Source organism: Streptomyces aureus (genome assembly GCF_000725495.1).
In the GTDB taxonomy this organism is placed as follows: domain Bacteria; phylum Actinomycetota; class Actinomycetes; order Streptomycetales; family Streptomycetaceae; genus Streptomyces; species Streptomyces aureus_B.
In genome coordinates this window covers 47,811-73,964 of the sequence record NZ_JNZD01000009.1, presented here as the reverse complement: position 1 = coordinate 73,964, position 26,154 = coordinate 47,811, and the positions used below count along the sequence as shown (strand labels likewise).

General features: G+C 71.1%; 24 protein-coding genes and 2 tRNA genes. 8 read left to right on the top strand and 18 right to left on the bottom strand.

Annotated features, from left to right (window positions below; translation table 11 throughout):
• The first annotated feature begins 594 nt into the window (after nt 1–594).
• A complete protein-coding gene (locus tag IO36_RS16980) occupies nt 595–987 on the top strand; it encodes a CBS domain-containing protein (RefSeq protein WP_037620821.1) in 393 nt (130 codons plus the stop codon).
• A 143-nt stretch (nt 988–1,130) separates the two neighbouring features.
• Nucleotides 1,131–1,553, top strand: coding sequence for a Fur family transcriptional regulator (locus IO36_RS16975; RefSeq protein ID WP_037620819.1), 423 nt, complete (start codon nt 1,131–1,133; stop codon nt 1,551–1,553).
• A 163-nt stretch (nt 1,554–1,716) separates the two neighbouring features.
• Here IO36_RS16975 and IO36_RS16970 read toward each other — a convergent pair.
• From IO36_RS16970 to IO36_RS16955, 4 genes are all read right to left on the bottom strand, one after another.
• Nucleotides 1,717–1,790 (bottom strand) — tRNA-Met (locus IO36_RS16970).
• Between the two features lie 277 nt (nt 1,791–2,067).
• Nucleotides 2,068–3,918, bottom strand: a complete 1,851-nt coding sequence (locus IO36_RS16965; protein ID WP_037620818.1) for a tetratricopeptide repeat protein — start codon at nt 3,916–3,918, stop codon at nt 2,068–2,070.
• Between the two features lie 226 nt (nt 3,919–4,144).
• Nucleotides 4,145–4,218, bottom strand: a tRNA-Met gene (locus IO36_RS16960).
• 43 nt (nt 4,219–4,261) lie between these two features.
• Entirely contained in the window at nt 4,262–7,240 is a 2,979-nt protein-coding gene (locus IO36_RS16955) for a UPF0182 family membrane protein (RefSeq protein WP_037620995.1), read from the bottom strand.
• Nucleotides 7,241–7,404: 164 nt separating this feature from the next.
• Here IO36_RS16955 and IO36_RS16950 point away from each other — a divergent pair, with 164 nt between their 5' ends.
• On the top strand, nt 7,405–7,947 hold the full coding sequence (locus tag IO36_RS16950) for a PPA1309 family protein (protein ID WP_037620816.1): 543 nt from the start codon (nt 7,405–7,407) through the stop codon (nt 7,945–7,947).
• 84 nt (nt 7,948–8,031) lie between these two features.
• Here IO36_RS16950 and IO36_RS16945 read toward each other — a convergent pair whose 3' ends face one another.
• From IO36_RS16945 to IO36_RS16930, 4 genes are all read right to left on the bottom strand, one after another.
• On the bottom strand, nt 8,032–9,129 hold the full coding sequence (locus tag IO36_RS16945; protein WP_037620815.1) for a YlbL family protein: 1,098 nt from the start codon (nt 9,127–9,129) through the stop codon (nt 8,032–8,034).
• Between the two features lie 112 nt (nt 9,130–9,241).
• Nucleotides 9,242–9,427 (bottom strand): hypothetical protein, encoded by a 186-nt coding sequence (locus IO36_RS16940; RefSeq protein ID WP_037620814.1) that lies wholly within the window; start codon nt 9,425–9,427, stop codon nt 9,242–9,244.
• A 185-nt stretch (nt 9,428–9,612) separates the two neighbouring features.
• A complete protein-coding gene (locus tag IO36_RS16935; RefSeq protein ID WP_037620813.1) occupies nt 9,613–10,074 on the bottom strand; it encodes a molybdenum cofactor biosynthesis protein MoaE in 462 nt (153 codons plus the stop codon).
• Nucleotides 10,075–10,374: 300 nt separating this feature from the next.
• Nucleotides 10,375–11,490 (bottom strand): SDR family oxidoreductase, encoded by a 1,116-nt coding sequence (locus IO36_RS16930; RefSeq protein WP_037620811.1) that lies wholly within the window; start codon nt 11,488–11,490, stop codon nt 10,375–10,377.
• Between the two features lie 190 nt (nt 11,491–11,680).
• Here IO36_RS16930 and IO36_RS16925 point away from each other — a divergent pair, with 190 nt between their 5' ends.
• Together IO36_RS16925 and IO36_RS16920 are read left to right on the top strand one after the other, a co-directional pair.
• Nucleotides 11,681–13,111 carry a zinc-dependent metalloprotease gene (locus IO36_RS16925; RefSeq protein WP_037620810.1) on the top strand — a complete coding sequence of 477 codons (1,431 nt, stop codon included), beginning with the start codon at nt 11,681–11,683 and terminating at the stop codon, nt 13,109–13,111.
• The gene (locus IO36_RS16920; RefSeq protein WP_037620809.1) at nt 13,108–13,629 is read left to right on the top strand and encodes an NUDIX hydrolase; all 522 of its coding nucleotides are present in this window, start codon (nt 13,108–13,110) and stop codon (nt 13,627–13,629) included. The genes IO36_RS16925 and IO36_RS16920 overlap by 4 nt, the downstream gene beginning before the upstream one ends.
• Before the next feature lie 121 nt (nt 13,630–13,750).
• Here IO36_RS16920 and IO36_RS16915 read toward each other — a convergent pair whose 3' ends face one another.
• The 4 genes from IO36_RS16915 to IO36_RS16900 form a co-directional block, all read right to left on the bottom strand.
• Nucleotides 13,751–14,506, bottom strand: coding sequence for an AIM24 family protein (locus IO36_RS16915; RefSeq protein ID WP_037620808.1), 756 nt, complete (start codon nt 14,504–14,506; stop codon nt 13,751–13,753).
• A 16-nt stretch (nt 14,507–14,522) separates the two neighbouring features.
• A complete protein-coding gene (locus IO36_RS16910; RefSeq protein ID WP_037620807.1) occupies nt 14,523–15,203 on the bottom strand; it encodes an AIM24 family protein in 681 nt (226 codons plus the stop codon).
• An 11-nt stretch (nt 15,204–15,214) separates the two neighbouring features.
• The gene (locus tag IO36_RS16905; protein WP_037620806.1) at nt 15,215–16,906 is read right to left on the bottom strand and encodes a TerD family protein; all 1,692 of its coding nucleotides are present in this window, start codon (nt 16,904–16,906) and stop codon (nt 15,215–15,217) included.
• 124 nt (nt 16,907–17,030) lie between these two features.
• Nucleotides 17,031–17,627 carry a M48 metallopeptidase family protein gene (locus IO36_RS16900; protein WP_037620805.1) on the bottom strand — a complete coding sequence of 199 codons (597 nt, stop codon included), beginning with the start codon at nt 17,625–17,627 and terminating at the stop codon, nt 17,031–17,033.
• 249 nt (nt 17,628–17,876) lie between these two features.
• Here IO36_RS16900 and IO36_RS16895 point away from each other — a divergent pair, with 249 nt between their 5' ends.
• Nucleotides 17,877–19,067: a TOMM precursor leader peptide-binding protein gene (locus IO36_RS16895; RefSeq protein ID WP_037620804.1), complete on the top strand. Its 1,191-nt coding sequence runs from the start codon at nt 17,877–17,879 to the stop codon at nt 19,065–19,067.
• Nucleotides 19,060–20,472, top strand: a complete 1,413-nt coding sequence (locus IO36_RS16890) for an ABC1 kinase family protein (RefSeq protein WP_037620802.1) — start codon at nt 19,060–19,062, stop codon at nt 20,470–20,472. Before IO36_RS16895 ends, IO36_RS16890 begins: the two co-directional genes overlap by 8 nt.
• A 139-nt stretch (nt 20,473–20,611) precedes the next feature.
• On the opposite strand, the gene IO36_RS16885 is transcribed toward IO36_RS16890, so the two are convergent.
• The 5 genes from IO36_RS16885 to IO36_RS16870 form a co-directional block, all read right to left on the bottom strand.
• Complete coding sequence (locus tag IO36_RS16885; RefSeq protein WP_037620800.1) at nt 20,612–20,836, bottom strand: hypothetical protein; 225 nt, start codon at nt 20,834–20,836, stop codon at nt 20,612–20,614.
• 139 nt (nt 20,837–20,975) lie between these two features.
• Complete coding sequence (locus IO36_RS16880) at nt 20,976–21,299, bottom strand: hypothetical protein (RefSeq protein WP_037620799.1); 324 nt, start codon at nt 21,297–21,299, stop codon at nt 20,976–20,978.
• Nucleotides 21,296–21,664, bottom strand: a complete 369-nt coding sequence (locus tag IO36_RS16875) for a WhiB family transcriptional regulator (RefSeq protein WP_028802016.1) — start codon at nt 21,662–21,664, stop codon at nt 21,296–21,298. Before IO36_RS16875 ends, IO36_RS16880 begins: the two co-directional genes overlap by 4 nt.
• A gap of 176 nt (nt 21,665–21,840) precedes the next feature.
• The gene (locus IO36_RS44555; protein ID WP_078943252.1) at nt 21,841–22,167 is read right to left on the bottom strand and encodes a hypothetical protein; all 327 of its coding nucleotides are present in this window, start codon (nt 22,165–22,167) and stop codon (nt 21,841–21,843) included.
• A 164-nt stretch (nt 22,168–22,331) separates the two neighbouring features.
• Nucleotides 22,332–24,614 carry an ATP-dependent DNA helicase UvrD2 gene (locus tag IO36_RS16870; protein ID WP_078943251.1) on the bottom strand — a complete coding sequence of 761 codons (2,283 nt, stop codon included), beginning with the start codon at nt 24,612–24,614 and terminating at the stop codon, nt 22,332–22,334.
• Between the two features lie 227 nt (nt 24,615–24,841).
• On the opposite strand from IO36_RS16870, the gene IO36_RS16865 reads away from it, so the two are divergent.
• Nucleotides 24,842–25,096, top strand: a complete 255-nt coding sequence (locus IO36_RS16865) for a mycoredoxin (protein WP_037620797.1) — start codon at nt 24,842–24,844, stop codon at nt 25,094–25,096.
• A 77-nt stretch (nt 25,097–25,173) separates the two neighbouring features.
• Here the strand turns inward: IO36_RS16865 and nudC are convergent, their stop codons facing one another.
• Nucleotides 25,174–26,127, bottom strand: a complete 954-nt coding sequence (gene nudC / locus IO36_RS16860; RefSeq protein ID WP_209441223.1) for an NAD(+) diphosphatase — start codon at nt 26,125–26,127, stop codon at nt 25,174–25,176.
• Nucleotides 26,128–26,154 lie beyond the last annotated feature (27 nt).

Sequence of the window (26,154 nt, the reverse complement as noted above, 5' to 3'; positions counted from 1 at the left end):
GAAAGGTCCGTCCGGTGGGGACTGCCTTCTTGGCAGTTCGGATAGATGGACCGTATGGCAGGGGCATGGCGGTAGCGGAGATTCCGCTGATCTTCTGAGGTAGGCCTGAGGTCCATTACCCACGTTCCCCATGAGGACCTCCGTAGGCTGAGGCACATCACCGCCCCTGCCGCTGCGGTCAAGATCGCCGACGGCGAACTGATCACAACCCGCCGAAAGGGCAGCAGCCCAGCCGGCAAAAGGAACGGGACGCGGCTTGGGCAACAGGGAGGAGAGGAATCCGCCGGGCCTGCCGCATGCGCGACGCCAACCGTGAAGCTGGGCCGTCCGTGGTCCGTCCGACGGGGACCGCCAACAGCTTCCGGGACTCCTGAGCTCTGCCGCCGTCACCGGGGCTCCTGAGTTCGGCTGCCGGGCCCGGGGTTCCTGAGCAACCCCGGGCGCCCCCGAACTCACGGCACACGCCCCCTTGTTGACCCTCTCTTTAACTGCGACTCTGAGAGCTCCCCCACTTGTGAACTTGTGAACCGTTTCTCTTTGTGCTCCGCCGAGGGGCCGGGGAGCCGCGGTTCACCGAGGAGGTGGCTCCATCCCATGCTCGTCCGCGACGCCATGAGCACGGTGGTCCTCACCATCGGCCCGGCACACACCCTCCGGCAGTCCGCCCGACTGATGTCCGCGCGTCACGTCGGGGCGGCGGTGGTCCTCGACGAGGACTCCTCCGGTCTCGGGATCCTGACCGAGCGCGACATCCTCAACTCCCTCGCCCACGGCCAGAACCCGGACACCGAGACCGCAGGCAGCCACACCACCACCGACGTCGTCTTCGCGGCACCGACCTGGACCCTGGAGGAAGCCGCGGCCGCGATGGCGCACGGCGGCTTCCGGCATCTGATCGTGCTCGACGGCAGCGGGCCGCTGGGCATCGTCTCCGTCCGCGACATCATCCGCTGCTGGGTGCCTGCCCGGCAGCAGGTACCCGCCTGACCCGACCCCGCCCCTCAGGACGGTGTGGGCTCCAGGGCGCCCCTGGAGCCCACACCCACTTCGATGGATCTTGTCCAAATCGAGGTTCGCTCTAAAATCACACCCATTCGGGATCTGGTTCACCGGCTGTTACGCTGACCTGTATGAGTGACCTGTTGGAACGACTGCGCGGACGTGGATGGCGGATGACCGCGCAGCGACGTGTCGTGGCCGAGGTCCTCGACGGCGACCACGTCCATCTGACGGCCGACGAGGTGCACGCGCGCGCCGTGGCCAAGCTGCCCGAGATCTCCCGGGCGACCGTCTACAACACGCTGGGTGAGCTGGTCTCGCTCGGCGAGGTGCTGGAAGTCTCCACGGACAAGCGCGCCAAGCGGTACGACCCGAACGCGCACCGTCCGCACCACCACCTGGTCTGCGCCCGGTGCGGTGCCATTCGTGACGTCCACCCGATCGGCAACCCGCTCGGCGACCTCCCCGACTCGGAGCGCTTCGGCTTCACCGTCTCGGACGTCGAGGTGACCTACCGGGGCGTCTGCCCGAACTGCGCGGCCATCGCGGCGTAGCGCCGCGGCGTCGCACTTCGCCGCTCATTGCCGCTCGACGGCCCCGCTGTCGGCCGCTCTCTGCCTGTCGCCCGCGTTCGCTGTTCGCTGCAATGTCTCCGCGGCCGGTCCGCAAACGCACCGAGGGCCGGAACCCTTTCGGATTCCGGCCCTCGGCCTTCAGTAGCGGGGACAGGATTTGAACCTGCGACCTCTGGGTTATGAGCCCAGCGAGCTACCGAGCTGCTCCACCCCGCGTCGATGAACTGAACAGTACGTCACGTCCGTGGCCCGCGCAAATCCATTCGCGAGAGCGTCCGGACCGGGCGTCCGGACCGGGCGGCTGGACCCGCGTGGCGCGGGCGGACCGGTGAGGCGCGGGAGGACCGGTGAGGCGCGCCTCACCATGCCCCGCACCCTAAGCGCGCCCCGGGCCCCTGCCGCGCCCCGTGCCACCTCCACCGCACCCGGCTCCCGCGCCGCGCACCGCGACCCCACCGTGGCCCGCGGCCTCGCAGCCCCGCGGCCCGCCCGCTCACGCGGACAGTTCCTCCCGCAGGGCGTCCCGCAGCCGCGCCGCCCGCTCGGAGACCTCCGCCGGCCCCAGGGACACGGCCCGGTCGGCCCACCGCTGCCCCTCTGCCAGCTCCCCGCGCCGCGCGTACACGAGCGCGAGCCGCAGCGCGGCCCGCCCGTGGCCCGCGTCGGCCGCGCGGGTCCACCACAGCGCCGCCTCCGGCTCGCTCCCCTCGCGGGCCAGCAGCAGCCCGAGGTTGAAGGCGCCGTTGCGCGACCCGGCCTCGGCGGCCTCGCGGTACCAGCGCGCCGCCTCCACCACGTCGCCGCGGGCCGCGGCCAGCATGCCGACCCGCACCTGGGCACGCCGGTGCCCCTGGGAGGCGGCCCGCTCGTACCACTCCTCGCACTCGCTCTTCTCCTGCGTGTGCTCCCCCAGCTCGTGCGCGGGCTGCGGGGGCCGCCGGGCGTCGAGCACGGCGGCGAGACGGTAGGCGGCCTCGGCACTGCCCCCTCCCGCGGCGCACCGCAGATGCCGCTCGGCGGCCGGCTCGTCGCCCTCCCGCAGGCGTGCGATGCCCACCTGGAGCGCCGCCTCCGTGTGCCCGGCGGCCGCGGCACGCTCGTACCAGCGCAGCGCGGCGGCGTCGTCGGCCTCGGTGGCGCGTCCGGCGTGCAGGATGCCGAGGTTGAACGCGGCGTCCACGCTGCCCGCCTCCGCGGCCTTGGAGAACCACGGTTCGGCCCCGGCCGCGTCGCCGACCTGGAGCAGCAGGATCGCGAGCGCGTTGGCGGCCTCGCGGTGACCGGCGTACGCGGCCCTGCGGTACCACTGCTCGGCCTGGGCGGTCCGCCCCTGCTCGGCGCAGAGCAGTCCGAGGTTGTAGGCGCCGTTCACGTCGCCCGCGTCCATAGCGGCCCGGTACCAGCGCTCGGCGGTCTGGGTCTCGCCCCGCTCGGCGTGCAGCGCCCCGAGGGCGTTGGCGGCGTTGCCGTCCCCGTCCTGGGCGGCCCGCAGCCACCAGACGGCGGCGCTGTCGGGGTCCCCGGCGTCGCGCAGCAGGAACCCGAGGGCGCACGCGGCGCGCGCCTCCCCGTCCTTGGCGGACGTCAGGTACCAGCGTCCGGCCTCCTTGAGATCGCCGCGCTTCTCCAGGATCGCCCCGAGGTGCAGCGCGGCCCTGCGGTGCCCGCGCGCGGCGGCCTGCCGATACCACTGCTCGGCGGCCTGCCCCGCGGCACCGATGACACCGTTGTCGCCCACGGCTTCGCCCGAGTCCAGGGCCTTGCGGTCGAGCGTGCGCGCCAGCCGGTACGCGGCCTCGCGGTGTCCGCGCTCCGCGGCGGCCCGCATCCACTGCTCGGCGGCCACATCGCTACGATGCTCCAGCAGATCGGCGAGGGCGTACGCGCCCAGGGCGTGGCCCTGTTCGGCGGACTGGCGCAGCCAGTACTCGGCGGCGGGCTCGTCGCCGCGCTCGCGGTGGTGGCGGCCGAGGGCGTGGGCTGCGGCGGCACTGCCGGCGACGGCGGCGATCCGCCACCATCCGGCGGCCTCGTCGGCGTAGCCGCGCTGATAGAGGAGGACACCCAGGTTGTTGGCGGCGGAACGGTCACCGGCGGAGGTGGCGGCGCGCAACTGCGGCTCGGCCGCGTCGAGATCACCGCGGCGCAGCAGCATGGCCCCGAGAACGCTCATCGCCTCGACGTCGCCCGCCTGCGCGGCCGACCACTGGCGCGCCTCCTCGGCGGCCTCGCCGGCTTCGTCCCGGTCGGAGGGCTGCGTGAGCTCCGCAGCCTGCTCGAAGTCGGCAGACTCCGCAAACCGCCCTGTATCCAACAGAGTTGCCTTGTCCCCCATAACGTCCATCGTCGCACCACCCGCAACCTGGGTACACCTGGTATACCGCAGCCAGTGAGGTCACTTCAGCGTTTTGTCGACATGCCCACAGAGAGACAAGTCAAACACAGTTCGCCCAACTCCCCTCGCATGTCGCGGCACTTCACACGAGTGGCCAGGTCACCGGCAATCACCGGCGTGGCGTCACACGTCGAGGGCCCGGATCCATGAACTGGATCCGGGCCCTCGACTTCAGTAGCGGGGACAGGATTTGAACCTGCGACCTCTGGGTTATGAGCCCAGCGAGCTACCGAGCTGCTCCACCCCGCGCCGTTGTGTGTCAACCGTACCACGGCGCGGGACGGAGCCTTGATCAACTGCCTCCGGAGCCGTTCTCACCGCTCGGGCTCGCGGTCGGACTCGGACTGCCGCTCGGCTCGACGCTCTTGTCGCTGCCCTTGCCGGCACCCTTGCCGTCCGAGGTGGACCCGCCGGCGGACTTGTCCGCCTTGGCCTGCGCGTCCTCGGCCCGCTTCAGCGCGTCCTCCAGGCTCTTCTGCGCCTCGCCATACGCCTTCCAGTCGCCCTTCTTGAGGGCTGCCTGCCCGTCGTCGAAGGCCTTCTGCGCGTCGTCGAGCGCGGCCTGGACCGTGGGGTTGCTCGACGTGGGCGGCTTCGTGGTGCCCTGGTCCGGCGGCTGCGTCGAACTCTCCGCCCCGAACACCTTGTTGAGCGCCTGGCCGAGGGTGTCCTCGAAGGCGGTGCTGCCTCCGTAGGTCACCAACACCTTGCGCAGCAGCGGGTACTTGAGGTCGCCACCACGGACGTAGACCGGCTCCACGTAGAGCAGTCCGCCGTCGAGCGGCACGGTCAGCAGGTTGCCGTACTCGACCTCCGAGTCGCCGCCTCTGAGGAGTCGGATGGACTCGGCGATGGACGGCTCGGAGTTGAACTGGCTCTGCACCCGCTTGGGTCCGTCGACCGTTCTGCCGGTCGGCAGCTTCAGGATGCTGATCTTTCCGTAACCGTCCGTCCCCGCCTCGGCGTTGACCGACACGAACGCGCTCAGGTTGTCACGGCCGTTCGGAGTCATCGTCGTCGTCAGCGAGAACGCCTGGGACGACTCCCCCGGCAGCTTCATGCTGAGGTAGTACGGCGGGACCGCGCTGCCCGACTTGTTGGTCGGGTCGTCCGGGACCTGCCACACCTCGCTGCCGCTCAGGAACGTCTGGGCGTCCTTCACGTGGTAGCGGGTGAGGAGTTCGCGCTGGACCTTGAACAGGTCCTGCGGGTACCGGAGATGGGCCATCAGCTCGGGCGAGATCGACTGCCGCGACTGCACCGTGTCCGGGAACGCCTTCATCCAGGTCTTCAGGACCGGGTCCTTGGTGTCCCACTGGTAGAGCTTGACCGCGCCGGTGTACGCGTCGACGGTCGCCTTCACCGAGTTGCGGATGTAGTTGACCTGGTTCTGCTGGGCCACCACCGCGCGCTGGTTGTTGGCCGCCGTCAGCGAGTCCGCCGTGGTGTCGCCGAGCGTGGTGCGCGAGGCGTACGGATAGCCGTTGGTGGTGGTGTAAGCGTCGACGATCCACTGGATCTTGCCGTCGACGACCGCCGGATAGGCGTCGCCGTCGATGGTCAGCCAGGGGGCGACTGCCTCGACCCGCTCCTTGGGCGTGCGGTTGTAGAGGATCCGCGAACCCTCGCCGATCGCGCCCGAGTAAAGGATCTGCGGCTCGCCGAACGCCACCGCGTACGCGGCCCGGTTGACCGGACTCGCGAGGCTGACGCCGCTCTTGCCCTTGTAGCTGGTGGTCTTCTCACCGTTGTCGTCGGAGTAGTCGATCTCCTTCTGGGGACCGCCGACGATCGAGTACTGGGTGGTCTTCTCGCCGTAGTAGATCTGCTGCTCGTACGAGCCGAGGTCGCCCTTGGACGGCAGGTTGTACTCGGTGAAGACCGGGCGGCCCTCGCTGTCGGCCTCGGTGCCCTTGGCCGCGACGACACCGTATCCGTGGGTGTACCGGAAGTGGTCGTTGATCCAGTTGTTCTTCGGGATGCCCGCGAGGTTCAGCTCGCGCAGACCGAGGACGGTGTCCTGCTCCTTGCCGTCCTTGCTGTAACGGTCGACGTCCAGGTTCGACGGGAAGCCGTAGTAGTTCCGCACCTGCTGGAGCTGCTGGAAGGTCGGCGACACGATGTTGGGGTCCATCAGGCGGATGCTGGCGACGGTGTCGGCGTCGTCACGCAGTTCTGCCTTGTCCTTGGTGTCGCTCGCCCCCGGGTAGTCCTGCACGTCGGTGCCGGCGATCCCGTACGCCTCGCGGGTCGCCTTGAGGTTCTTCTCGACGTACGGCGCTTCCTTGGCCTGCTCGTTCGGCTCGACCTGGAACTTCTGGACTATCGCGGGATACAGGCCCCCGATCAGCACCGCCGAGAGCACCATGAGGCCGAAGCCGATCACCGGCAGCTGCCAGGTGCGCCGCCACAGCGTCGCGAAGAAGAGCAGCGCGCAGATGACGGCGATGCAGAACAGGATCGTCTTGGCGGGGAGGTACGCGTTCGCGTCGACGTACCGCAGGCCCGTCCAGTTGCCGGTGGCCTTGAAGTCGCTGGACTTCACCGCGAGTCCGTACCGGTCGAGCCAGTAGGCGACCGCCTTCAGGGCGACGAAGACACCGAGGAGCACCGAGAGGTGCCCGGTGGCCGCGGCCGTGGCGCGCGCTCCGGGGCTGGTGATCCGCAGACCGCCGTACAGGTAGTGCGTGAGGGCCGCGGCGATGAGCGAGAGCACGGCGGCGGCGAAGCCGAAGCCGAGCAGGAAGCGGTACCAGGGCAGGTCGAAGGCGTAGAAGGAGACGTCCAGGTGGAACTGGGGGTCCTTCTGGTGGAACGGCACTCCGTTGACCCACATCAGCCAGGTGCGCCACTGGCCCGAGGCGGACGCGCCGGCGATCAGCCCCACCAGGGAGGTGATCGCGAGCAGCAGCCAGCGCTTGTAGGGCGCGATGCCCATGCGGTACCGGTCGAGGCTCTGCTGCTCCATCGACATGGCGCTCAGCGGCGGGCGCAGCCGGTGCGCCAGCCAGATGTTGAGGCCGACCGCGGCCGCCATCAGCAGACCGAAGACGAAGAAGAGACCGATCTTGGTCCACAGGGTGGTGGTGAAGACCGACGAGTAGTGGACCGAGCGGTACCAGAGCCAGTCCGTCCAGAACCCCGCGAACATGACGAAGGCCATGGCCAGTACGGCCAGCACGCCCAGTGTCATGAGCAGGGTCCGGACACGCCGGGAGGGCCGGCCCACTCTGATCCGCGGCCCCGTCGGGCCTCCGCCGCGGTCCGGCATCTGGAAAGCCAAGGTGCGCACCTCGAAGTCGCTGTCGATTCCGTCCGGCCCCCATGTCGGTGGACCGTCAGTAAGGCTCCGTGATCGGGGAGCCTCATCTATGCAACTTACTCACGCTTTACTCGGTTCCCGATTCAGGTCACGAACGAGGCAGGATTGTGACCATGTCCAACACTCCCATGGCAGCGAGCCCCCTGACCCGGGCCGTACTCGAGATCGACGAGTACGCCTCCGGCCTCGGCTGGGACCAGCCCGCCCGCCTCTTCGCCCTCGTAGACACCGCACGACTGCGGTCCCAGGAACCCGGCCTCGCCGCTCAGCTCGGCCTGGAGCACGAACAGGAGACCACCGGTCTCACCCCCGTCGAGCAGGAGGAGATCCCCGCCGGCAAGCCGCTGGACGAGTTCCTCGGCACGATCGCCTGGCCCGACGCGGTCGTGGGCTGCGCGCTCACCGTGGAGCGGCTGATGCTGCCGCCGTCCGCGGAGAACTCGGTCCCGGAGGGTCTCAGCGGCAAGAAGCTGACCCAGTGGGTCGCCGCGCACCCCGATCGCCAGGAGGTGCGCATGACCGTCGGCGTCCTGCGGGACGGCACCCGCGACTCGGCGGTGCGGCTGCGCGAGAAGGACGCGGCGACGGAGGTCCTCACGGGCGCGGGCCTGGTGCCCGGCCTCGCGGACGCGCTGTCGGCGACGTTCGCGGACTGACCGGCGCACGGACGTGACCGGGGGCGCCTCGCGAACTGCGAGGCGCCCCCGGTCACGGACGAGCGGTGGGCGTCGGCCCCTGGGTCAGCCCTTGACGCTGCACTTGGGCAGGTCCGCCGTGCGGCCCGCGCCGATGTCCTTGAGGGCCTTCATCGCGTCGTCGAGGGTGTCGACCTTGACGAGCCTGAGTCCGGACGGGGTGTCCTTGGCGGCCTCGGCGCAGTTGTCCTTGGGCGTCAGGAAGTACTGGGCGCCCTTGTTGCGCGCGCCGACCGTCTTCATGTCGATGCCGCCGATCGGGCCGACCTTGCCGTTGTCGTCGATGGTGCCGGTGCCGGCCACGAACTTGCCGCCGGTGAGGTTCCCCGGGGTGAGCTTGTCCACGATGCCGAGCGAGAACATCAGACCCGCGCTCGGACCGCCGACGTCGGCGAGCTTGATGTCGATGCTGAACGGGAACGTGTGGTCGGTCCCGGCCGAGATCCCGACGATGGCGCGGTCGGTGCCGCTGTCGTCGGACTTGACCGTGGTGATCGTCACGTCCTTGGTCGCGGTCGCCGTCCGGTTCTCCTTCGTGGCGGCGGCCTGCTCCTTGGCGGGCACGATCCTGAACACGACCTTGTCGCCGGGCTTGTGCTTGGTGACGAGCTTCGCCACGTCGTCGGGCGCCTTCACGACCGTGCCGTCGACGGCCTTGATGACGTCACCGGCGTGCAGCCGCCCCTCGGCCGGGGAGCCCTTGACGACCGTGGAGACGATCACCCAGGACTTCACCGGGATGCCCAGCGCCTTCAGGGCGGACACCTTGGCGCTCTCCTGGGACTGGCTGAACTCCTCGGCGTTCTCCTGCGTCGACTGCTGCTCGGTCTTGCCGTCCGGGTAGAGCGTGTCGTGCGGCACGATCTTGCTGTCGTGCGCCAGCCAGCCGTACACGGCCTCGACGAGGTTCATGTTGTAGTCGGCGCTCGTGACCCGGACCGTGGTCATGTTCAGGTGCCCGGTCGTCGGGTAGGTCTTGCGGCCGGAGATCTGCAGCACCGGCTCACCGTCGTGATCACCCAGCGTGTTCACCGTGGGACCCGGTGACATCTCCGAGTACGGCACTTTGATGAACACTCCCGCGCACAGGAGCGCGATCAGGATCAGGGTGGAGGCGAGCATCGTCGCGGTGCGGCGTGGCATGGAACGACAGTACGGGACGGTGGTGTAAGCGCACCGTCGGGGCCGTCCGTACGGGGCGGCCCCGAAGACCGCCCGAACGGCACGAATGCCGTGTTCCGGGCGGTGATCCGATTCAGAGCACGTCGGAGGGGGTCTTCTCCCTGACGCCGGTGCGCTCCATCGCCTCGCGGAAGCGGGTGTAGCCGGCGAGCTCGACACCGTCTCCCGCCGCCTTGCGGTTCCGGCCGGCCCAACTTCCCCACAGACTGGCACCGATCGCGGCCATCAACGGAATCAGCAACCAGGCAAGCGCCGCCATGTCGACCTCCCAACCCCATGAGCGACCGCAACTGACTGATCAGCAGACTTGACATCTGCACTGTTCAGCAGATTAACCATCCGCACTGTCAACGCTCACGGCAGGGCCCTGGTTACGCAACCGGACGGTGGTGAGAAGTCGGTCAGCCCCCGGTAAGGCGTCCTCGCAGGGAGTTCCGGCAGGTCTCAGCAGGCGCCGACCCATTCCTCCGTGCCGTCGGAGAACCTCTGGTGCTTCCAGATCGGCACCTCGTGCTTGAGGTCGTCGATGAGCATGCGGCAGGCCTCGAAGGCCTCGGCCCGGTGCGGGCACGACACGGCGACGATCACGGCCAGGTCCCCGACCTTCAGGTCGCCCACCCGGTGCACGGCGGCCAGCGCCCGTACCGGATGGGCGGCGGCCACCTTCTCCGCGACGCGGCGCATCTCCGCCTCCGCGGTGGGGTGGGACGAGTACCCGAGCGTGTCGACGTCGGCGCCCGCGTCGTGGTTGCGCACGGTCCCCACGAAGAACGCGGTGCCCCCGGCGGCGTCGTCCCCCACGGCCTTGAAGACCTCGTCCAGGGACAGCGGCTCGTCGCGGATCGCCAGCAGCCGGACCGGGTCCTGCGCGGCCAGCTCACCGGGGTGGTCATAGGTAGGTGCCATGCCCCCCATCGTGCCGCACCCTGCCGACACCGCGGAATACGGCTTTCACCCGGCACGCGCGCGTACGGCTTGGAGCCTCCTCCAGCTCCGTGGGGCCGGAACCGGCGGCAGCTCCGTGGGGTCGCGGGCGGCGGCTCCGTGGGGTCGCAGCCGGCAGCCGCCCCGTGGGGTCAGAAGCCGGCGGCAGCCCTGTGGGGGCGTAGTCAGCGGCAGCCCTGTGGGGCGTAGCCAGCGGCAGCTTCGTAGGGTCGCACCCGGCGGCGGCTCCGTGGGGTCGCAGCCGACAGCCGCCCCGTGGGGTCAGAAGCGGCGGCGGGCCTTCCTGGCCCGGCGGACCACCGCTGCCGCGCCCAGCAGCGCCACCGTCGCGCCCGCCGCGCCCGCCGCGGTCGCGTCCTTGCGGCCGAGGCGCCGGCCGGCGACCGTGTGCCGCCCCGCGACCTCCTCCAGCAGCTCCGCGAGGACCTCCTCGTTGGTCCAGCGCGGACGCCAGCCGGCGTCGTGCAGCCGGCTCCCGCTCACCACCCAGGGGTACATCGTGTAGGCGAGGTCACCGGCGGGCGAGGGCGTGAGCCCGATCCGGTGGAGCCGGGCGGCGGCGCCGAGGGCGACCGCGGACGGCAGCTCCATCCGCCGGATCCCGCTCAGCTCCTCCACCTCCTCCTGCTCCAGCCAGCCGTCGCAGCCGACGGCCAGCTCGCCCTCGACCTTCTCGACGACCGCGTACTCCAGGGCGGCGCACAGGTCCTCGACGTGGCAGAACTGCCAGGCCGGCCTCGACCCCGCCACCACCAGCAGTCGCGGAGACTCGAAATACCTGGTCAGTGCGGTGTCCGTACCCCCGCCCACGAGGACGGCGGGACGGACGACGGTCACGTTCAGGCCCGGGTGCGCCCGCGGCGCGCGGCGGGCGAGCCGCTCGATCTCCAGCAGATCGCCCACGCCCGTCGCCTCGGCCGTCGCCCGCAGCTCGGCGTCCTCGGACAGCGGCAGCTCGTTGTCGGGCAGCGCTCCGTAGACCATGGCCGACGTGCACAGCACGACCCGGTGGACCCCGGCCGCGGCGGCGGCCGTGAGCACGGTCTGCGTCCCCCGGACGTTGTACGCGGTCCGGGCCGCCGCGTCCGTCTCCAGATCGAGGTCCAGGGCCAGATGGACCACGACGTCCGCGCCGCGCAGCTTCTCGGCGATCGCCGGGTCCCGGACGTCCAGGATGTGCCACTGCGCGTCGGCGCACTCGCCGCGCCGCTCGTCGATGGCGACGACCTGCCTGATCTCCTCGCTGGCGGCCAGCCGCTCGGTCAGCAGCGCCCCCACACCGCCCGCGGCGCCGGTCACCGCGACGACGGGGCCGCGCGAGGCTGGGCTGGTCGAGTGGTTTCGCGCTGCGCGAACCTGTGGATCTGGGGAACTCACCGGGCGTCTCCAGCGGTTGTCTTCAGTAATGGACGCGTGTGACGCGCCCCTACCAGGTGGCATCCATCCTGCCGCAGGCGACGAGTCGGCGAAGCACCGAGGCCCGATCGGGTTCAGGTGTCTACGCTGGGTGGTGTTGTGGGCAGCCGCCGTCGGAACGAACCGGCGGCCTTACCAGCCGAGGAATCCCGTGAGTGACACCCCATTCGGATTCGGCCTTCCGCCGGAGGAGCCGGAGCACGGCGACGAGGGCAAGAAGAAGGACCAGCAGAGCGGCGGTGGTCAGGGACCGTTCGGTTTCGGGCTGCCCGGAGCCGGTGGCCCCGGAGCCGACAATCCGCTCGCAGCCATGTTCGGTTCGATGAACCCGAACGACCTGGGCGCCGCGTTCCAGCAGCTGGGTCAGATGCTCTCGTACGAGGGCGGACCGGTGAACTGGGACATGGCCAAGCAGATCGCCCGGCAGACGGTCGCCCAGGGCACCTCCGACGGCAAGAAGGACGCGAGCGTCGGCCCCGCCGAGCGGCTCGCCGTCGAGGAGGCCGTCCGTCTGGCCGATCTGTGGCTGGACGACGCCACCTCCCTGCCCTCCGGTGCCGCCTCCGCGCTGGCCTGGAGCCGGGCCGAGTGGGTCGAGGCGACCCTGCCGGTGTGGAAGGAGCTCGTCGACCCGGTCGCCGAGCGGGTCGGCGCGGCCATGGGCGACGTGCTGCCCGAGGAGATGCAGGCCATGGCTGGCCCGCTGATCGGCATGATGCGCTCCATGGGCGGCGCCATGTTCGGCACCCAGATCGGTCAGGCCGTCGGTGTCCTCGCGGGCGAGGTCGTCGGTTCGACGGACATCGGTCTGCCGCTCGGCCCGGTCGGCAAGGCCGCGCTGCTGCCGCTGAACATCGAGTCGTTCGGCAAGGACCTGAGCGTCCCCCAGGAAGAGGTGCGTCTGTACCTGGCGTTGCGCGAGGCCGCCCACCAGCGCCTCTTCGCGCACGTGCCGTGGCTGCGCTCGCACCTGTTCGGCGCCGTCGAGGGCTACGCGCGCGGGATCAAGGTCGACACCGCCAAGCTGGAGGACGTGGTCGGCCAGTTCGACCCGCAGAACCCCGAGGAGCTCCAGCAGGCGCTCCAGCAGGGCATGTTCCAGCCGGAGGACACACCGGAGCAGAAGGCCGCGCTGGCCCGCCTGGAGACGGCGCTCGCGCTGGTCGAGGGCTGGGTGGACGCGGTCGTGCACTCGGCGGCCAAGCCGCGGCTCTCCTCGGCCGACGCGATGCGCGAGACGCTGCGCCGCCGCCGCGCCACGGGCGGCCCCGCCGAGCAGACGTTCGCCACCCTGATCGGTCTGGAGCTGCGCCCGCGCCGGCTGCGCGACGCCTCCCGCCTGTGGGCCTCGCTCACCGACGCGCGCGGCGTGGACGGCCGGGACGGTCTGTGGGCCCACCCGGACATGCTGCCGACCGCCTCCGACCTGGACGACCCGGACGGCTTCGTGCACCGCGAGCACATGGACTTCTCCGAGCTCGACAAGATGCTCGGCGAGGCCGCGAGCGGCAGCGCCGAGAAGCCCGATCTGAAGAAGAAGGACGACTCCGGGGACGCCGGCGAGGGCGACGGCGCCGAGTGAGTCTGCACGACGACGCGGTCCTCGTGCTCAAGGGGTACGAGGGCCAGGAAGAGCTGCGCGGGCTCTATCTGGACCATCTGTCCGCGCACCCCGACGGGATGTGGAAGTCCTGCCACGCCGGGCACCTCACGGCGAGCGCCCTGGTGATCGATCCCTCGCGCGGCCGCGTCCTGCTGACGCTGCACCGCAAGCTCCGGATGTGGCTCCAGATGGGCGGCCACTGCGAGCCGGGCGACGCGACCCTGGCCGACGCCGCCCTGCGCGAGGCGCTGGAGGAGTCGGGCGTCGAGGGTCTGACCCTGCTGCCGGGCGGCCCCGTGACCCTGGACCGGCACCCCATCCCGGCGCCCTGCCACTGGCACCTGGACGTCCAGTACGCCGCGCTCGCCCCGGCCGACGCGGTCGAGGCCATCAGCGACGAGTCCCTGGACCTGCGCTGGTTCGGGTACGACGAGGTCGCCGAGGTGGCCGACACCTCGGTCGTCCGGCTCCTGGAGGCGGCCCGCGCCCGGCTGTGACCACTCGCCGGGGCCGCACCGACACGACGAGGGGCGACCGCCGGTGGCGGTCGCCCCTCGTCCGTGCTCGTCGGCCCGTGCCTCTGCTCAGGGGGCCGGCGTCCTCCGTTCGGCGGAACGGTCAGCTCCAGACATTGCCCTGGTTCTGCGCGTGCACGCCCTGCTGGCCCATGCCGTACTGGGCGCGCAGCCCCTGGCCGATCACCGCGTTCTGCGGCGGCAGCAGCTCACTGGGCTGCACGAGCGCGAAGCCGTTGCCCATGAAGCTCAGCTCCCAGCCCTCACCGGTGTTGCCGCGGCGCCGCCACACTCCGGAGGAGTGGGTCTGGGCCTGCATCTGCACCCGCAGCCCGGTGGACCACGCGACGATCGCGTCGGCGTCGCAGTTGACGTACTTGTCCGGGGTGACCTGCATCATCAGCGGCATCCCGGAGGTCATCAGCGCGACCTTGCCACGCCCGGTGATGTTGAGCTGGTACTTGCCGGAGCCGGAGATGCCGTACTGGCTGTCCACGGCGATGACCTCGTGGTGCAGTCCGGAGTCCATCGCCAGCACATAGCTGCTGTCGACGGTCAGGCCGTCCTGGTCCACGTCCACCACGTGCACGTGCTGGCCGAGGTTGGCGAGGTAGACCGTGCCCTGCCCGTGGCACCGCATCAGGCTGAGGCCCTCGCCGGTGTGGGCACGCGCGCGGTGCTGGCTGCTGTTCTGGTACTCGGCGTCGAACTCGACGAGTCCCTGGTACGCGACCATCGTGCCCTTGCGGGCGAGGATGTCGTCGTGACCCTCCAGGACGACGCGCAGCATCTGCGAGTTCTGCAGGCTGTAGCGGTCCTGGGTCTGCTGCTCGTTGTAGCCGAAAAGCGGGCTCTGCATGATGTCCTGCTCCCCCTCAGCCCCGGAACCGGAGGCGGTCGGTGCTGTCCTCGCTGGGCTGGACGACGACGATGCCCTGCCCGGAGAACGCCATCTGGAACGCCTCGCCGCTGCCGCGTCCGATCAGCGACTGCGCCTTGAAGCTGCGCTTGCCCTTCACCTTGAGGTTCGGGGACCAGGCGACCAGTGCGTCCGGGTCGACGTACGTCTCGTCCTCGCCGCCGCCGCAGTCCACGACGATCGGCTTGCCGCGGGAGGTCAGCGCCACCCAGCCCTGACCGGAGATCTTGGTGTTCCACAGACCCTGGCCGGCGAACTTGGCGAGGCCCTTGACCCGCTCCACGCCCCAGGTGAGGTGGGCGTCGAAGGCGAGCAGGTTCGTCGCGTTGACGGAGATCGCGTCCCCGTTGAGGTTGATGACGACGACGTTCGCCCCGTAGTCGGCGAGATAGAGCAGGCCGTCGCCGGAGCACTTCATGAGGGGCGCGCCCTCGCCGGTCATCCAGTCGCGGGCGATCTGGCGTACGGCGGGCGGGTTGGGCTCGTACTGGACGAACCCTTCGTAGGCGACCATCGACCCCACGCGCGCGAGGAGGTCGTTCCCGGTCTGCATGGCGACCTTCAGCATGTGATTGCCGTGGTTCTCCATGCGCGCGGTGACGGGTGCAGGGGCGAAGCCCGCGAGTGGCTGGTTCATGACGGGCTCCCTCAGACCTCGTACGGCTGGACGACGACGAAATTGCCCGGCGCGGCGCGGAACTGGAGGTTCACGCTCTCGCCGGTGTCGCCGGGGTAGGCGTTGCGGCGCATCCGCACCTGGCTGGAGACGATCACCTGTGCGGCGGCGGACCAGGCGACGACGGCGTTGCAGTCGGCGAAGGTCGTGGGCGTCACCGGCAGGACGACCGGGGCGCCGTGCGTCTTGACGACGATGGTGCCCGTCCCCTGGAACTGCATGGTGAACAGGGCGCCCCCGGGGATCCCGTGTCCTTCGATGCGGCGGACCTCGTACTGGAGGGACTCGTCGAAGGCGAGGACGTTCTCCGCGGAGACGCAGATCGCGTCCCCCTGGAGTTCGATGGGGTGCACGTGGGTGGCGTTCTCGGCGAAGAACACCTGGCCCTGGCCGGTGCAGCGCATCAGCTGCATCTCCTGGCCGGTCGCGTTGCCGACCAGGCGGCCGGCGAATCCGGCGCCCTTGTAGCTGAAGTCGACCTTGCCCTGGTAGAGCACCATGCTGCCCTGGCGGGCGAGCACGGGCTGGCCGCCGACGCCGAGGTCGACGCGGATCAGCTTCTTGTTCTGGGGGGTCCACCGCTGGCCGGTGGGCGTCTCCTTGAAGGCGCTCAGCGCGGCGGTCACACCGGCACCGCCCTGCGGAGCGCCCTGGGGTGCGCCGTAGGGGGACGGGGCACCGGGCTGGCCCGGGTACTGCCCGGGTGCCTGGCCCGGGATCTGGCCGTACTGCGGCTGCTGGCCGTAACCGGGGGGAGCCGTCGGGGGCTGCCCGTAGCCGGGAGGGGCGGGCGGTGCCTGCTGGCCGTAACCGGGCGGCATGGGAGCGGCCTGGCCGGGCTGGCCGTAGCCGGGCGGCGGACCGGGGGGCTGCCCGTAGGGCGCGGGGCCCGGCGGCGGGACGGTGCCACTCGGCGGGGTGTGCAGGGGCGCCACGATCGTCGGGGCACCGTGCACCGACGGCGCGGGCGCGGGCATGGGGGCGTGCGGGGTGGCGCCGGGGGGCGGCGCGAAGCCCTGCGCGGGCGCCGGGGCGGGCGCCGACGGCGCCGCGAACGTGGGCGCGGGGGCGGACTGGGCGGGCGGGGCGAAGGAGGGCGTCGCGGCGGGCCCCGGCTGCGGGGCGGCCGGCTCCTCCTCGGCGACCTCGCCGCCGAAGTTCTTCAGCAGCGCATCGAGGCCGCCGTCGAAGCCCTGGCCGACCGCGGCGAAACGCCAGACGTCCTTGAGGTAGAAGTCGCCCAGCATCACGGCGCGTTCGGTGGAGAACTCGGCGCCGCTGAAGGCGTACCGGGCCACCTCCTCGCCGCCCGCGACGACACGGAGGTATCCGGGGGCGATCTGCGACATCTGTCCGGCGCCGTCGATCGTCGCCGTGAACGACAGTTTCTGGATCTGCGCCGGAATCCGGTCGAGGGTGACCCGGAAGGACTCCGTGTCGCCCGACTGCGCGCCGAGCAGCTGGATGGACTCCTCGGGGGACTTCGGCTGGTTGAAGAAGACGAAGTACCGGTCGTCCGAGAGCCGTTCGTCGGCGTCCAGGCCGAAGCAGCTGATGTCGAAGGTGAGTCCGGGGCCGGTGATCTGCACGCCTACGTACAGATCCGTGCCCGCGGTCAGGTCACTGATCTTGGCCTTGTGGCCGCGTTGGAATTCCCTGGCCATGCGTAACGACCGTCCCCCATCCCGATGCGAGTGCGTCGCGCCAGGCTAACCGCAAAGTCCGGGAGTGGACGAAGCCGGTGCAGAGCCGGTACACAATCACACTCCCGTCGGGACGGTCCGGCCCCTATTCGTCGCGTGCCGCGGGAAGGTGGGGCAGCCGGTCCGCCGCGACGACGCCCTCGAGGTAGCCGCGGGCCCGCTCGGTGCGCGGATATGCCTCCAGGAGCCGCCAGAAGCGGGGCCCGTGACCGGGTACCAGCAGATGGGCGAGCTCGTGCAGCAGGACGTAGTCGACGACGTACTCGGGCATGCCCTGCAGCCGGTGCGACAGCCGGATGCTGCCCTCGGCGGGGGTGCAGGAGCCCCAGCGGGTGTTCTGGTTGGTGACCCAGCGCACCGACGAGGGCCGGGCCCTGCCGTCGAAGTAGTGGGCCGACAGCCGCTCGGCGCGTTCGGCGAGCTCGGTGTCGCCGAGGACGCGCCGGCTCTCCTGCGCGGCCAGTTTGTCGAGCATGACGCTCACCCAGCGCTTCTCCTCCGCCTCGGACATCCGGGCGGGGATGAGGACGACGGTGCGGTCGCCCTCGCGGTACGCGGAGACCGTTCTGCGCCGTCGGGCGCTCCTGCGGACCTCGATCGCGCTCGCCCCCGAGCCGCTCGGCGGCGGGCTCGTCGTGCTGCGCATGGATGTCGCGGCGCTGTGCGGTGGGTCGGCGGGCACGCCCCGACGTTACCTGCTGTACAGGGGGGAAGTCCCGCCCCGGGAACGGTTCGATGTGGATCCGCACACTGCCCGTCCGATTCGTACGACGAAAGGCGGCGTCTGTGGACAACTTTCGGCGGGCTCCGGCGGGCGCGGGCATGCTGGCATCCGGTCCGCGCTGCGGGAGCCCACGGCGGACGGCCGTGGGGTGACGCGGCGGACGGACAGGGACATACGGGGACGTACGAGGATCTACGGGGGTAGGTCATGCATCCGATGGTCAAGCCCGCTCTGCGGCGCGGCTGGCGGGATCTCAACACCGTGCAGTTCGGCATGACACCGGCGCACGCCATGGTGCTGGGCCCGATGGACACGGCGACGGGCAGTTTCCTCGACCTGCTCGACGGGACACGAGGTATGCCGCTGCTGCGGGCGCAGGGCCGCGAGATGGGGCTGCCGGACGGCCACGTCGACCGGCTGGTGGACCGGCTGGCCGCCTCCGGTCTCCTGGACGACACGACCGGAGGCGGTCCGGCGGCGGCCGCCCTGCGCGAGAAGAAGGAGGTCATGGACCGGCTGCGCCCGGACCTCGCCTCCCTCTCCCTGGTCGCCCGCGACCCGGGCGAGGCGGTCGAGCGCCTGGCCGTCCGCCGCGGCCTGCGGGTCCAGGTGCGGGGCGCCGGCCGGGTGGGCGTCGCGGTGGCCGCGCTGCTCGCGGGCGCGGGTGTCGGCGAGGTCGAGGTGCGTGACGTCGGCCGGGTCGAGCCGTGGGACGTGGCACCGGGCGGGCTTCCGGCCGAGTCCGTCGGAGAGCGCCGGGAGGACGCCGCCCGGCGGGCGGTGCGCCGGGCCGCCCCGGACCGTCCGCCGCGCGCCACCGCCGGGGAGAGGGCGGGGGACGTCACGCACGGACTGTCCCTCGTGATCCTCGCTCCCCGGGACGGTCTCGGCGTCCACGCCCCGGACCCCGCGTCGGCCGAGGGCCTGATCGCCTCGGGGACACCCCATCTGTACGCGGGGGTCGTGGAGGCGACCGGGGTCGTGGGCCCGCTGGTCCTGCCCGGCGACACCGGCTGCGCGGGCTGTCTGGACCAGCGGCGCACCGACCGCGATCCGGCCTGGCCGCGCCTGGTCGCGCAGTGGCGCTCCGGGCGGCGGCGCCGGGTGGCCGCCTGCGATCTCGCCCTGGCCTCGGCGGTCGCCGGGCTCGCCGCGAGCCACGCGCTCGCCTTCCTGGACGGGGATCCGCCCGCCGGCGCCGGGACCCGCTGGGAGGCGTCGCTGCCCGGCTGCGCATGGCGCGCGACCCCGGTTCCGGCGCATCCCGGATGCGCCTGCGGCAGCGTGACGAAAACAAACGGTGAGCGGACCCCCGAGGACGCGGAGGCACACGAGACAATGGCAGGGCGACAGCCGCACGCGGCACAGCTTGCTGGGACCTGGAGGGCGCATGTCTGATCTTCCCCGGAAGGCAGTCACCCGGACTGCCAAACTGGCCGCGCTGCCACTCGGCTTCGCCGGGCGGGCGACCTGGGGACTCGGGAAGCGGATCGGCGGGAAGTCGGCGGAGATCGTCGGCCGCGAACTCCAGCAGCGCACGGCCGAGCAGCTCTTCAAGGTCCTCGGGGAGCTGAAGGGCGGTGCGATGAAGTTCGGGCAGGCACTGTCCGTGTTCGAGTCGGCACTGCCCGAGGAGATCGCGGGCCCCTATCGTGCGGCGCTGACGAAACTCCAGGACGCGGCGCCACCCATGCCGACCCAGACGGTCCACTCCGTTCTGGAGGAGCGGCTCGGCGCGGACTGGGCCGAGTTGTTCGTGGAGTTCGACGACAAGCCCTCGGCCGCGGCCTCGATCGGCCAGGTGCACCGGGCCGTGTGGCACGACGGCCGTGAGGTCGCCGTCAAGGTGCAGTATCCGGGGGCGGGCGAGGCCCTGCTGTCCGACCTGACCCAACTCAGCCGCTTCGCAAGGCTCCTGGGGCCACTGATCCCCGGAATGGACATCAAGCCGCTCATCACGGAGCTGCGCGACCGGGTCTCCGAGGAGCTCGACTACGGCCTCGAGGCGCAGGCCCAGGCGGCGCACGCCGAGGAGTTCGCGGACGATCCGGACGTCCGGGTGCCCGCGGTGGTCCACCACTGCGAGCAGGTCCTGGTGACGGAGTGGATCGACGGGGTGCCGCTGTCGGAGGTCATCAACGAGGGCACCCCGGAGCAGCGGGACCGCGCCGGGCAGTTGCTGGCCCGCTTCCTCTTCTCGGGCCCGGCCCGCACCGGACTGCTGCACGCCGACCCGCACCCGGGCAACTTCCGTCTCCTGCCCGACGAGGAGAGCGGCTGGCGCCTCGGTGTCCTGGACTTCGGCACGGTGGACCGGCTTCCGGGCGGCCTGCCCCAGCCGATCGGCGACTCCCTGCGCATGACGCTGGACGGTGACGCCGAGTCGGTCTATGAACTCCTGTGCGCGGAAGGCTTCGTGAAGGAGTCGATAGACCTCGAACCGGACGCCGTCCTGGACTATCTGCTGCCGATCATCGAACCGGCAGAGGCGGACGAGTTCACCTTCACCCGGGGCTGGATGCGCAGCCAGGCCGCCCGCATCGCCGACCCGCGTTCTCCCGCGCACCAGTTGGGCCGGCAGTTGAACCTGCCGCCCTCCTATCTCCTCATACACCGGGTGACGCTGAGCACCATAGGCGTCCTGTGCCAGCTCGGCGCGACGGTCCGGCTGCGGGACGAACTGGAGGAGTGGCTGCCGGGGTTCGTACCGGAGGACGAGCTCGGGGACAAGTTGGAGGACGAGCCCGAGGGTGAGCTGGAGGACGGGGAACTGGGCGAGGAGATGTCGGCCGCCGAGGCCTGAGGCCGCGTCGCCGGTCGGGCCGGGGGCCGACAGGTGATCAGGCCCGAGGCCGGCAGGTGCTCAGGCCGGAGACCGGCAGGTGGTCAGGCCGGGGCCGGGCGGGTGAGAGCCGGCCGGGGCGGGTGGTAGCCCGGCCGGGTTACCACCAGGCCGAGTCGAGGCGGCCCTCGATCGCTCTCAGATGGGCGCGGGCGCAGTCGTCGCAGAAGTACTGGCGGGTGCCGTTCTCGACCGAACAGGTCCAGGTCGGCCGGGGGCCCGTGGCCGCGGTCCCGCAGCGGGCGCACACGATCTTCTCGGCTTCGTCCGCCTCGGACTCGGATGCGGGGCCGGTGCTGTCACTGTCTTCGGGAAGACTCGTCACTCTGGCGACGATAACCCCGCCGCCCTCGGTTCGCCCGGTGCAACGCACTGCGGGGACCGGTCCGTTCGGACCGGCCCCCGCGGGATTCACTGCCTGGTACTGCTGCGACTGCAACGGCTGCTACGGCGATGGGCGCCGATTACTGCATGACCGCCATGGCCAGCGCGCGGCGGGCTCGCATCGAGGCGCGCTCGGCCCGGCGCTGCATGCGGCGAGCGGCCGCCAGGCGCACGGCCTGACGTTCCCGCTCGGCCTGGTGCAGTCGCTCGTGCATATGCGCACGAGCCAGGGCTTCTGGGATGAGTTGCATCTCTCGGGTCCTGTTCTGACGCGAGTCGGTCGCGCCGGTGGTGGCGAAGTCTGAGATCGCGGAGCCTGCGGGCTCGCTCGTGGACGGCTTCATCGGGGCCTGCTTCTTGGGGTCGTGCGTCAGGGGGCGGTCGATCGTTCCTCGGATGTTCATGCCGCGACCGGGTTCTTGCGCGGGCGGCCACGGGGCCGCTTGCGGGCCACGACGACACCCTGGACGAAGAGCTCGCCACCCCAGACGCCCCAGGGCTCACGCCGCTCCTTGGCGCCGGCGAGGCAGGCCTCCATCAGCGGGCAGGTGCGGCAGAGAGACTTGGCGTACTCGACGTCGGCCGGCGACTCGGCGAAGAAGACCTCCGGGTCGTAGGAACGGCAGGGGACGGGTACGCCGAGGTTCTCGATGGCGTCGTCGAGCGCGGTGAGCGCGGTGAGGGGGATCAAGGTGGAGTCCTCCGTGAGGCCGGGCGGGGGGATCGTTTCGGAAGGCGGTACGGACGGGGCGTGCGCTTCGAGTTGCACGGTTCGTCTTCCTCGTCTGGTCGTGCCGGCCGGGGTCGGCCGGTTGGCGGCTGGTACCGGGTTCTTTTCTTGTCCCGAGGCCCCTTCGCTCTGTCGTCCCCGGTCGGGGACAAACAGAAGGGCCGCGGATCCCGGGTGGGGTTCCGCGGCCCTGAAGGCGCCGGCCTGATGGTGAATCAGGCTGGATCACTCCAGGGTTCAGGCCCACGGAAGGCCCACATCGTGTGGTGCTGCTGCGTCTGCTTCAGGGATCCGGCACCGGCTGCCGCAAAGGCATAGGCATGCGCCTCTGCCACTACTGCCGCTTCCAGTGCCTTCGTCGGTCGCTCATTGCGCTCACGGACGGGAAGACCCGCGAGAGACAGGGAGGACGCCGGCCGGTCGGCACGAATGCCGGACAGACCGGTGCCCAGGTTCGAGACGCCGAGCGGGCACGTGGAGACGACGACCGAGCGATCGGTCATTTTCACGGTGGTGCTGAAGCTGGTGTTGATGCTGATCACTGGAATCGCCTCCTCTCGGCGTCTATGGGGACCGGCGCGAACCGGTCCGACGGCTATTAAGTACAGCACGGAACCAGGGCCTTCGAGAAGGCCGCTGCTGCCGTGGTTAAGAACCTATGGGGATTGCTGGGGCATGCGCAAACTATTTTCCCCACGAGTTTGAATCAGTTGTCCCCACCGTCCTCCGCGACCTCACGACCTGCGCAGATGGCCAGAACGTCGGCTCCGAAGCGGTTGAGTTTGCGGACACCGACCCCGGGGATCCGGGCGAGCTCGCCCGCGTCGTCCGGCGCCGTCTCCGCGATCGCGATCAGCGTCCTGTCCGTGAAGACGCAGAACGCGGGCTGCCCGCTGCGCTCCGCCTGCACCGCGCGCCACTCGCGCAACCGCTCGTACAGACCCTCGTCCATGTCGGAGGGGCAGCCGTCGCAGCGCATCAGTTTCATCTCGCCCGCGTCGGTGAGGGTGCGGCCGCAGACCCGGCAGCGTGCGGGGCTGCGGCTCGTACGCCGGACGGCGGCGAGGCCGGCTCTCCCGGCGCCGCGCTCGATGCCTCCCGAGGCACCGCCGGTGCCGGCGCCGCCCGCCGTGGCCACGGAACCGGGGCGCAGTCCGTCGAGGAACCGGCTGGGGCGGCGGCCCGCGCGGCCTCCGGGCGAGCGGGCGAGCGCCCAGGAGACGAAGAGGTGCTCCCTGGCCCGGGTGACCCCGACATAGAGGAGGCGGCGTTCCTCCTCGATCTGCTCGTCGGTCTTTGCATAGGTGATCGGCATCATGCCCTCGGCGACGCCGACCAGGAAGACGACGTCCCACTCCAGGCCCTTGGCGGAGTGCAGAGAGGCGAGCGTGACCCCCTGCACGGTCGGGGCGTGCTGGGCGCTCGCGCGTTCGTCGAGCTCGGCCACCAGGTCGCCGAGGGTGGCACCGGGTCTGGCCGCCGCGAAGTCCTGGGCGAGGTTCACCAGGGCGGCCAGCGACTCCCAGCGCTCTCTGACCGCGCCGGATCCGGCCGGAGGCGTGCCCGTCCAGCCCTCCCCCGAGAGCACCGCTCTGACCTGCGAGGGCAGGTCGACGACGTCGTCCAGCAGGGAGTCGTTGCCGCCGAAACGGGCCGCGGCACGCAGGGCGGCGCCGGCCTTGCGCACCTCGGGGCGGTCGAAGAACCGCTCGGCCCCGCGCAGCTGATAAGGCACACCGGCGTCGGCGAGCGCCTGCTCGTAGGTCTCGGACTGGGAGTTCGTGCGGAACAGGATCGCGATCTCACCGGCCGGGACGCCCGAGGCGATGAGGTCGCGGATGCGGCGGGCGGCGCCCTCGGCCTCGGCGGGCTCGTCCGTGTACTCGGCGTAGACGGGATCGGCGCCCGGGGGCCGCTGGGAGATCAGTTCGAGACGGTGGTCGGCGGCCCGGCCGCGGGCCTGGGAGAGCAGACCGTTGGCCAGCCGGACGACCTGGGGCGAGGAGCGGTAGTCGCGCACGAGCTTGACGACGGTGGCTCCGGGGTGGCGGACACGGAAGTCGAGGAGGTGGTCCGGGGTTGCACCGGTGAACGAGTAGATCGTCTGGCTTGCGTCACCGACGACGCAGAGGCTGTCCCGCTCGCCGAGCCACAGCTCAAGGAGCCGCTGCTGGAGCGGGCTGACGTCCTGGTACTCGTCGACGACGAAGTGCTGGTACTGGGAGCGGACCTGCTCGGCGATGTCGTGCCGGTCCTGCAGGACGGCGACCGTGAGCAGCAGGACGTCCTCGAAGTCGATGACCGAGCGGTCGCGCTTGAGGTCCTCGTAGGCGGCGTAGATCTTGGCGGTCTCGGCCGGGTCCCGGGGGGCTTCGCGGCCGGCGCGGGCGGCGGCCGCCGCGTAGTCCGCGGGGATGGTCTGGGTGACCTTGCACCACTCGATCTCGCCGGTGACGTCCCGCAGCTCTCCGCGGTCGAGGCGGATGCGGCAGGCGGCGGCCGCGTCCGCGACGAGCTGGATCTTGCGGTCCACCAGCCGGGGCAGCGAGCCACCGACGGCTTTCGGCCAGAAGTACTGGAGCTGGCGCAGCGCGGCGGAGTGGAAGGTGCGGGCCTGGACGCCGCCGGCGCCGAGCTGGCGCAGCCGTCCCCGCATCTCCCCGGCGGCCCGGTTGGTGAAGGTGACGGCGAGCACGCTGGAGGGCTGGAGGATCCCCGCGCGCACCCCGTAGGCGATGCGGTGGGTGATCGCCCGGGTCTTGCCCGTGCCGGCTCCCGCCAGCACGCACACCGGACCGTGCAGGGCGGTGGCGACCGCGCGCTGCTCGGGGTCGAGCCCGTCGAGCACCGCGTCGGCCGTGTCCGGAACCTGCGGGAAGAGGGTGGAGTGCGTTGCTGCTGTCACACAGCCATGCTGCCAGGTCGGCGGAGACGGGTGAGCCGGTTGTCCACAGGGAGACGGCTGCGGTCGTACGAATGCGGCGAGCATCACCTCCGGCGGTGGCGCCGGGGTCGGCTTCCGGCCATGCCGCGGGTGCCCGGCCCTCCCCTCTCCACGGGCCTGCCCCGACCGCGTCACCTGCGGTGACGCCCGGATGCGGCGAGTATCACGTCCCCGCGGGCGCCCCTGATACCCCCCACGGGAATGGCGGCCGGGTGACCTGCGTTCCACTTGCAGCGACCACGCACCACAAGCCGTGAAGGAGCGCATGAGACATGCAGGGCACTGTGACGATGTACAGCACCACGTGGTGCGGATACTGCCGCCGGCTCAAGAGCCAGTTGGACCGTGAGGGCATCGCGTACAACGAGATCAACATCGAGCAGGACCCGCAGTCCGCGGCCTTCGTCGAGAAGGCGAACGGCGGCAACCAGACGGTTCCCACGGTCCGCGTGGTCGCCGTCGGCGGCGCCGAGGTCGTCATGACGAACCCGAGTCTCGCCCAGGTGAAGCAGGCCCTCACGGCCTGACCGCCCGCGCGCACGGCGATGCCCCTCCGGTGAGTTCACCGGAGGGGCATTCGTCTTGTCCGGAGCGGATCCGCGTTTCAGACGCTGCGGGTCGGCAGGGGCTTGCCGTACCAGAGCTCGATCAGACGGGCGGCGATCGAGATCCCGAAGGGGGGCAGGACCTCCCCCGAGTCGAAGGCCGTCCTCAGGTCGTCCCGGGAGAACCAGCGGGCTTCGTGGATCTCCTCGCCGTCGACGGTGATCTCCGACGAGGTGGCGCGCGCCCGGAAGCCCAGCATCAGGCTGGAGGGGAACGGCCAGGGCTGGCTGGCGACGTACTCGACCTCGCCGACCGTGACGCCGACCTCCTCCAGGACCTCGCGGCGCACCGACTGCTCGATCGACTCGCCGGGCTCGACGAAGCCCGCGAGGGTGGAGAAGCGGCCTTCGGGCCAGTGCACCTGGCGGCCGAGCAGGATGCGGTCGTCGTCGTCCGTGACCGCCATGATCACGGCCGGGTCGGTGCGCGGGTAGTGCTCGGCACCGCAGGCGGGGCAGCGGCGGATGTGACCGGCGGCGGCGATGACGGTGCGCTCGCCGCAGCGGGAGCAGAAGCGGTGCAGTCGCTGCCAGTTCTCCAGCGCGACCGCGTGGACCATCAGACCGGCGTCACGGGGCGACAGCAGCAGACCGGCCTCGCGCAGGCCCGCCGGGCGCGCGGACTGGTCGATCCGGCCGGGAAGGGCGTCCTTCTGCAGCGCGAAGTAGCTCACTCCCTCGTCGTCCGTGCCCAGGAAGTAGCGGTGCGCCTCGGTGAGCGGAGCCTCGAAGGCGGGCGTCATCAGCAGCTCGGTGGAGCCGTCGGCCATCTCGTCGATGAGCACCTGACCGCCGGAGACCACGAAGACCCGGGTCGTGGGGTGGCTCCAGGCCGCCGCCAGCCAGGCCTCGTCGAGCCGGTGATGGGCGGCGCGGTCGATGCCGCTGGGAGCGGTCAGCGAGATGGGACGATCGGCGCTGTGGTCGGTCCAGGTGGTCACGGATGCTTCCAACTCCCCCGGTGGAACGGATATTTCGGC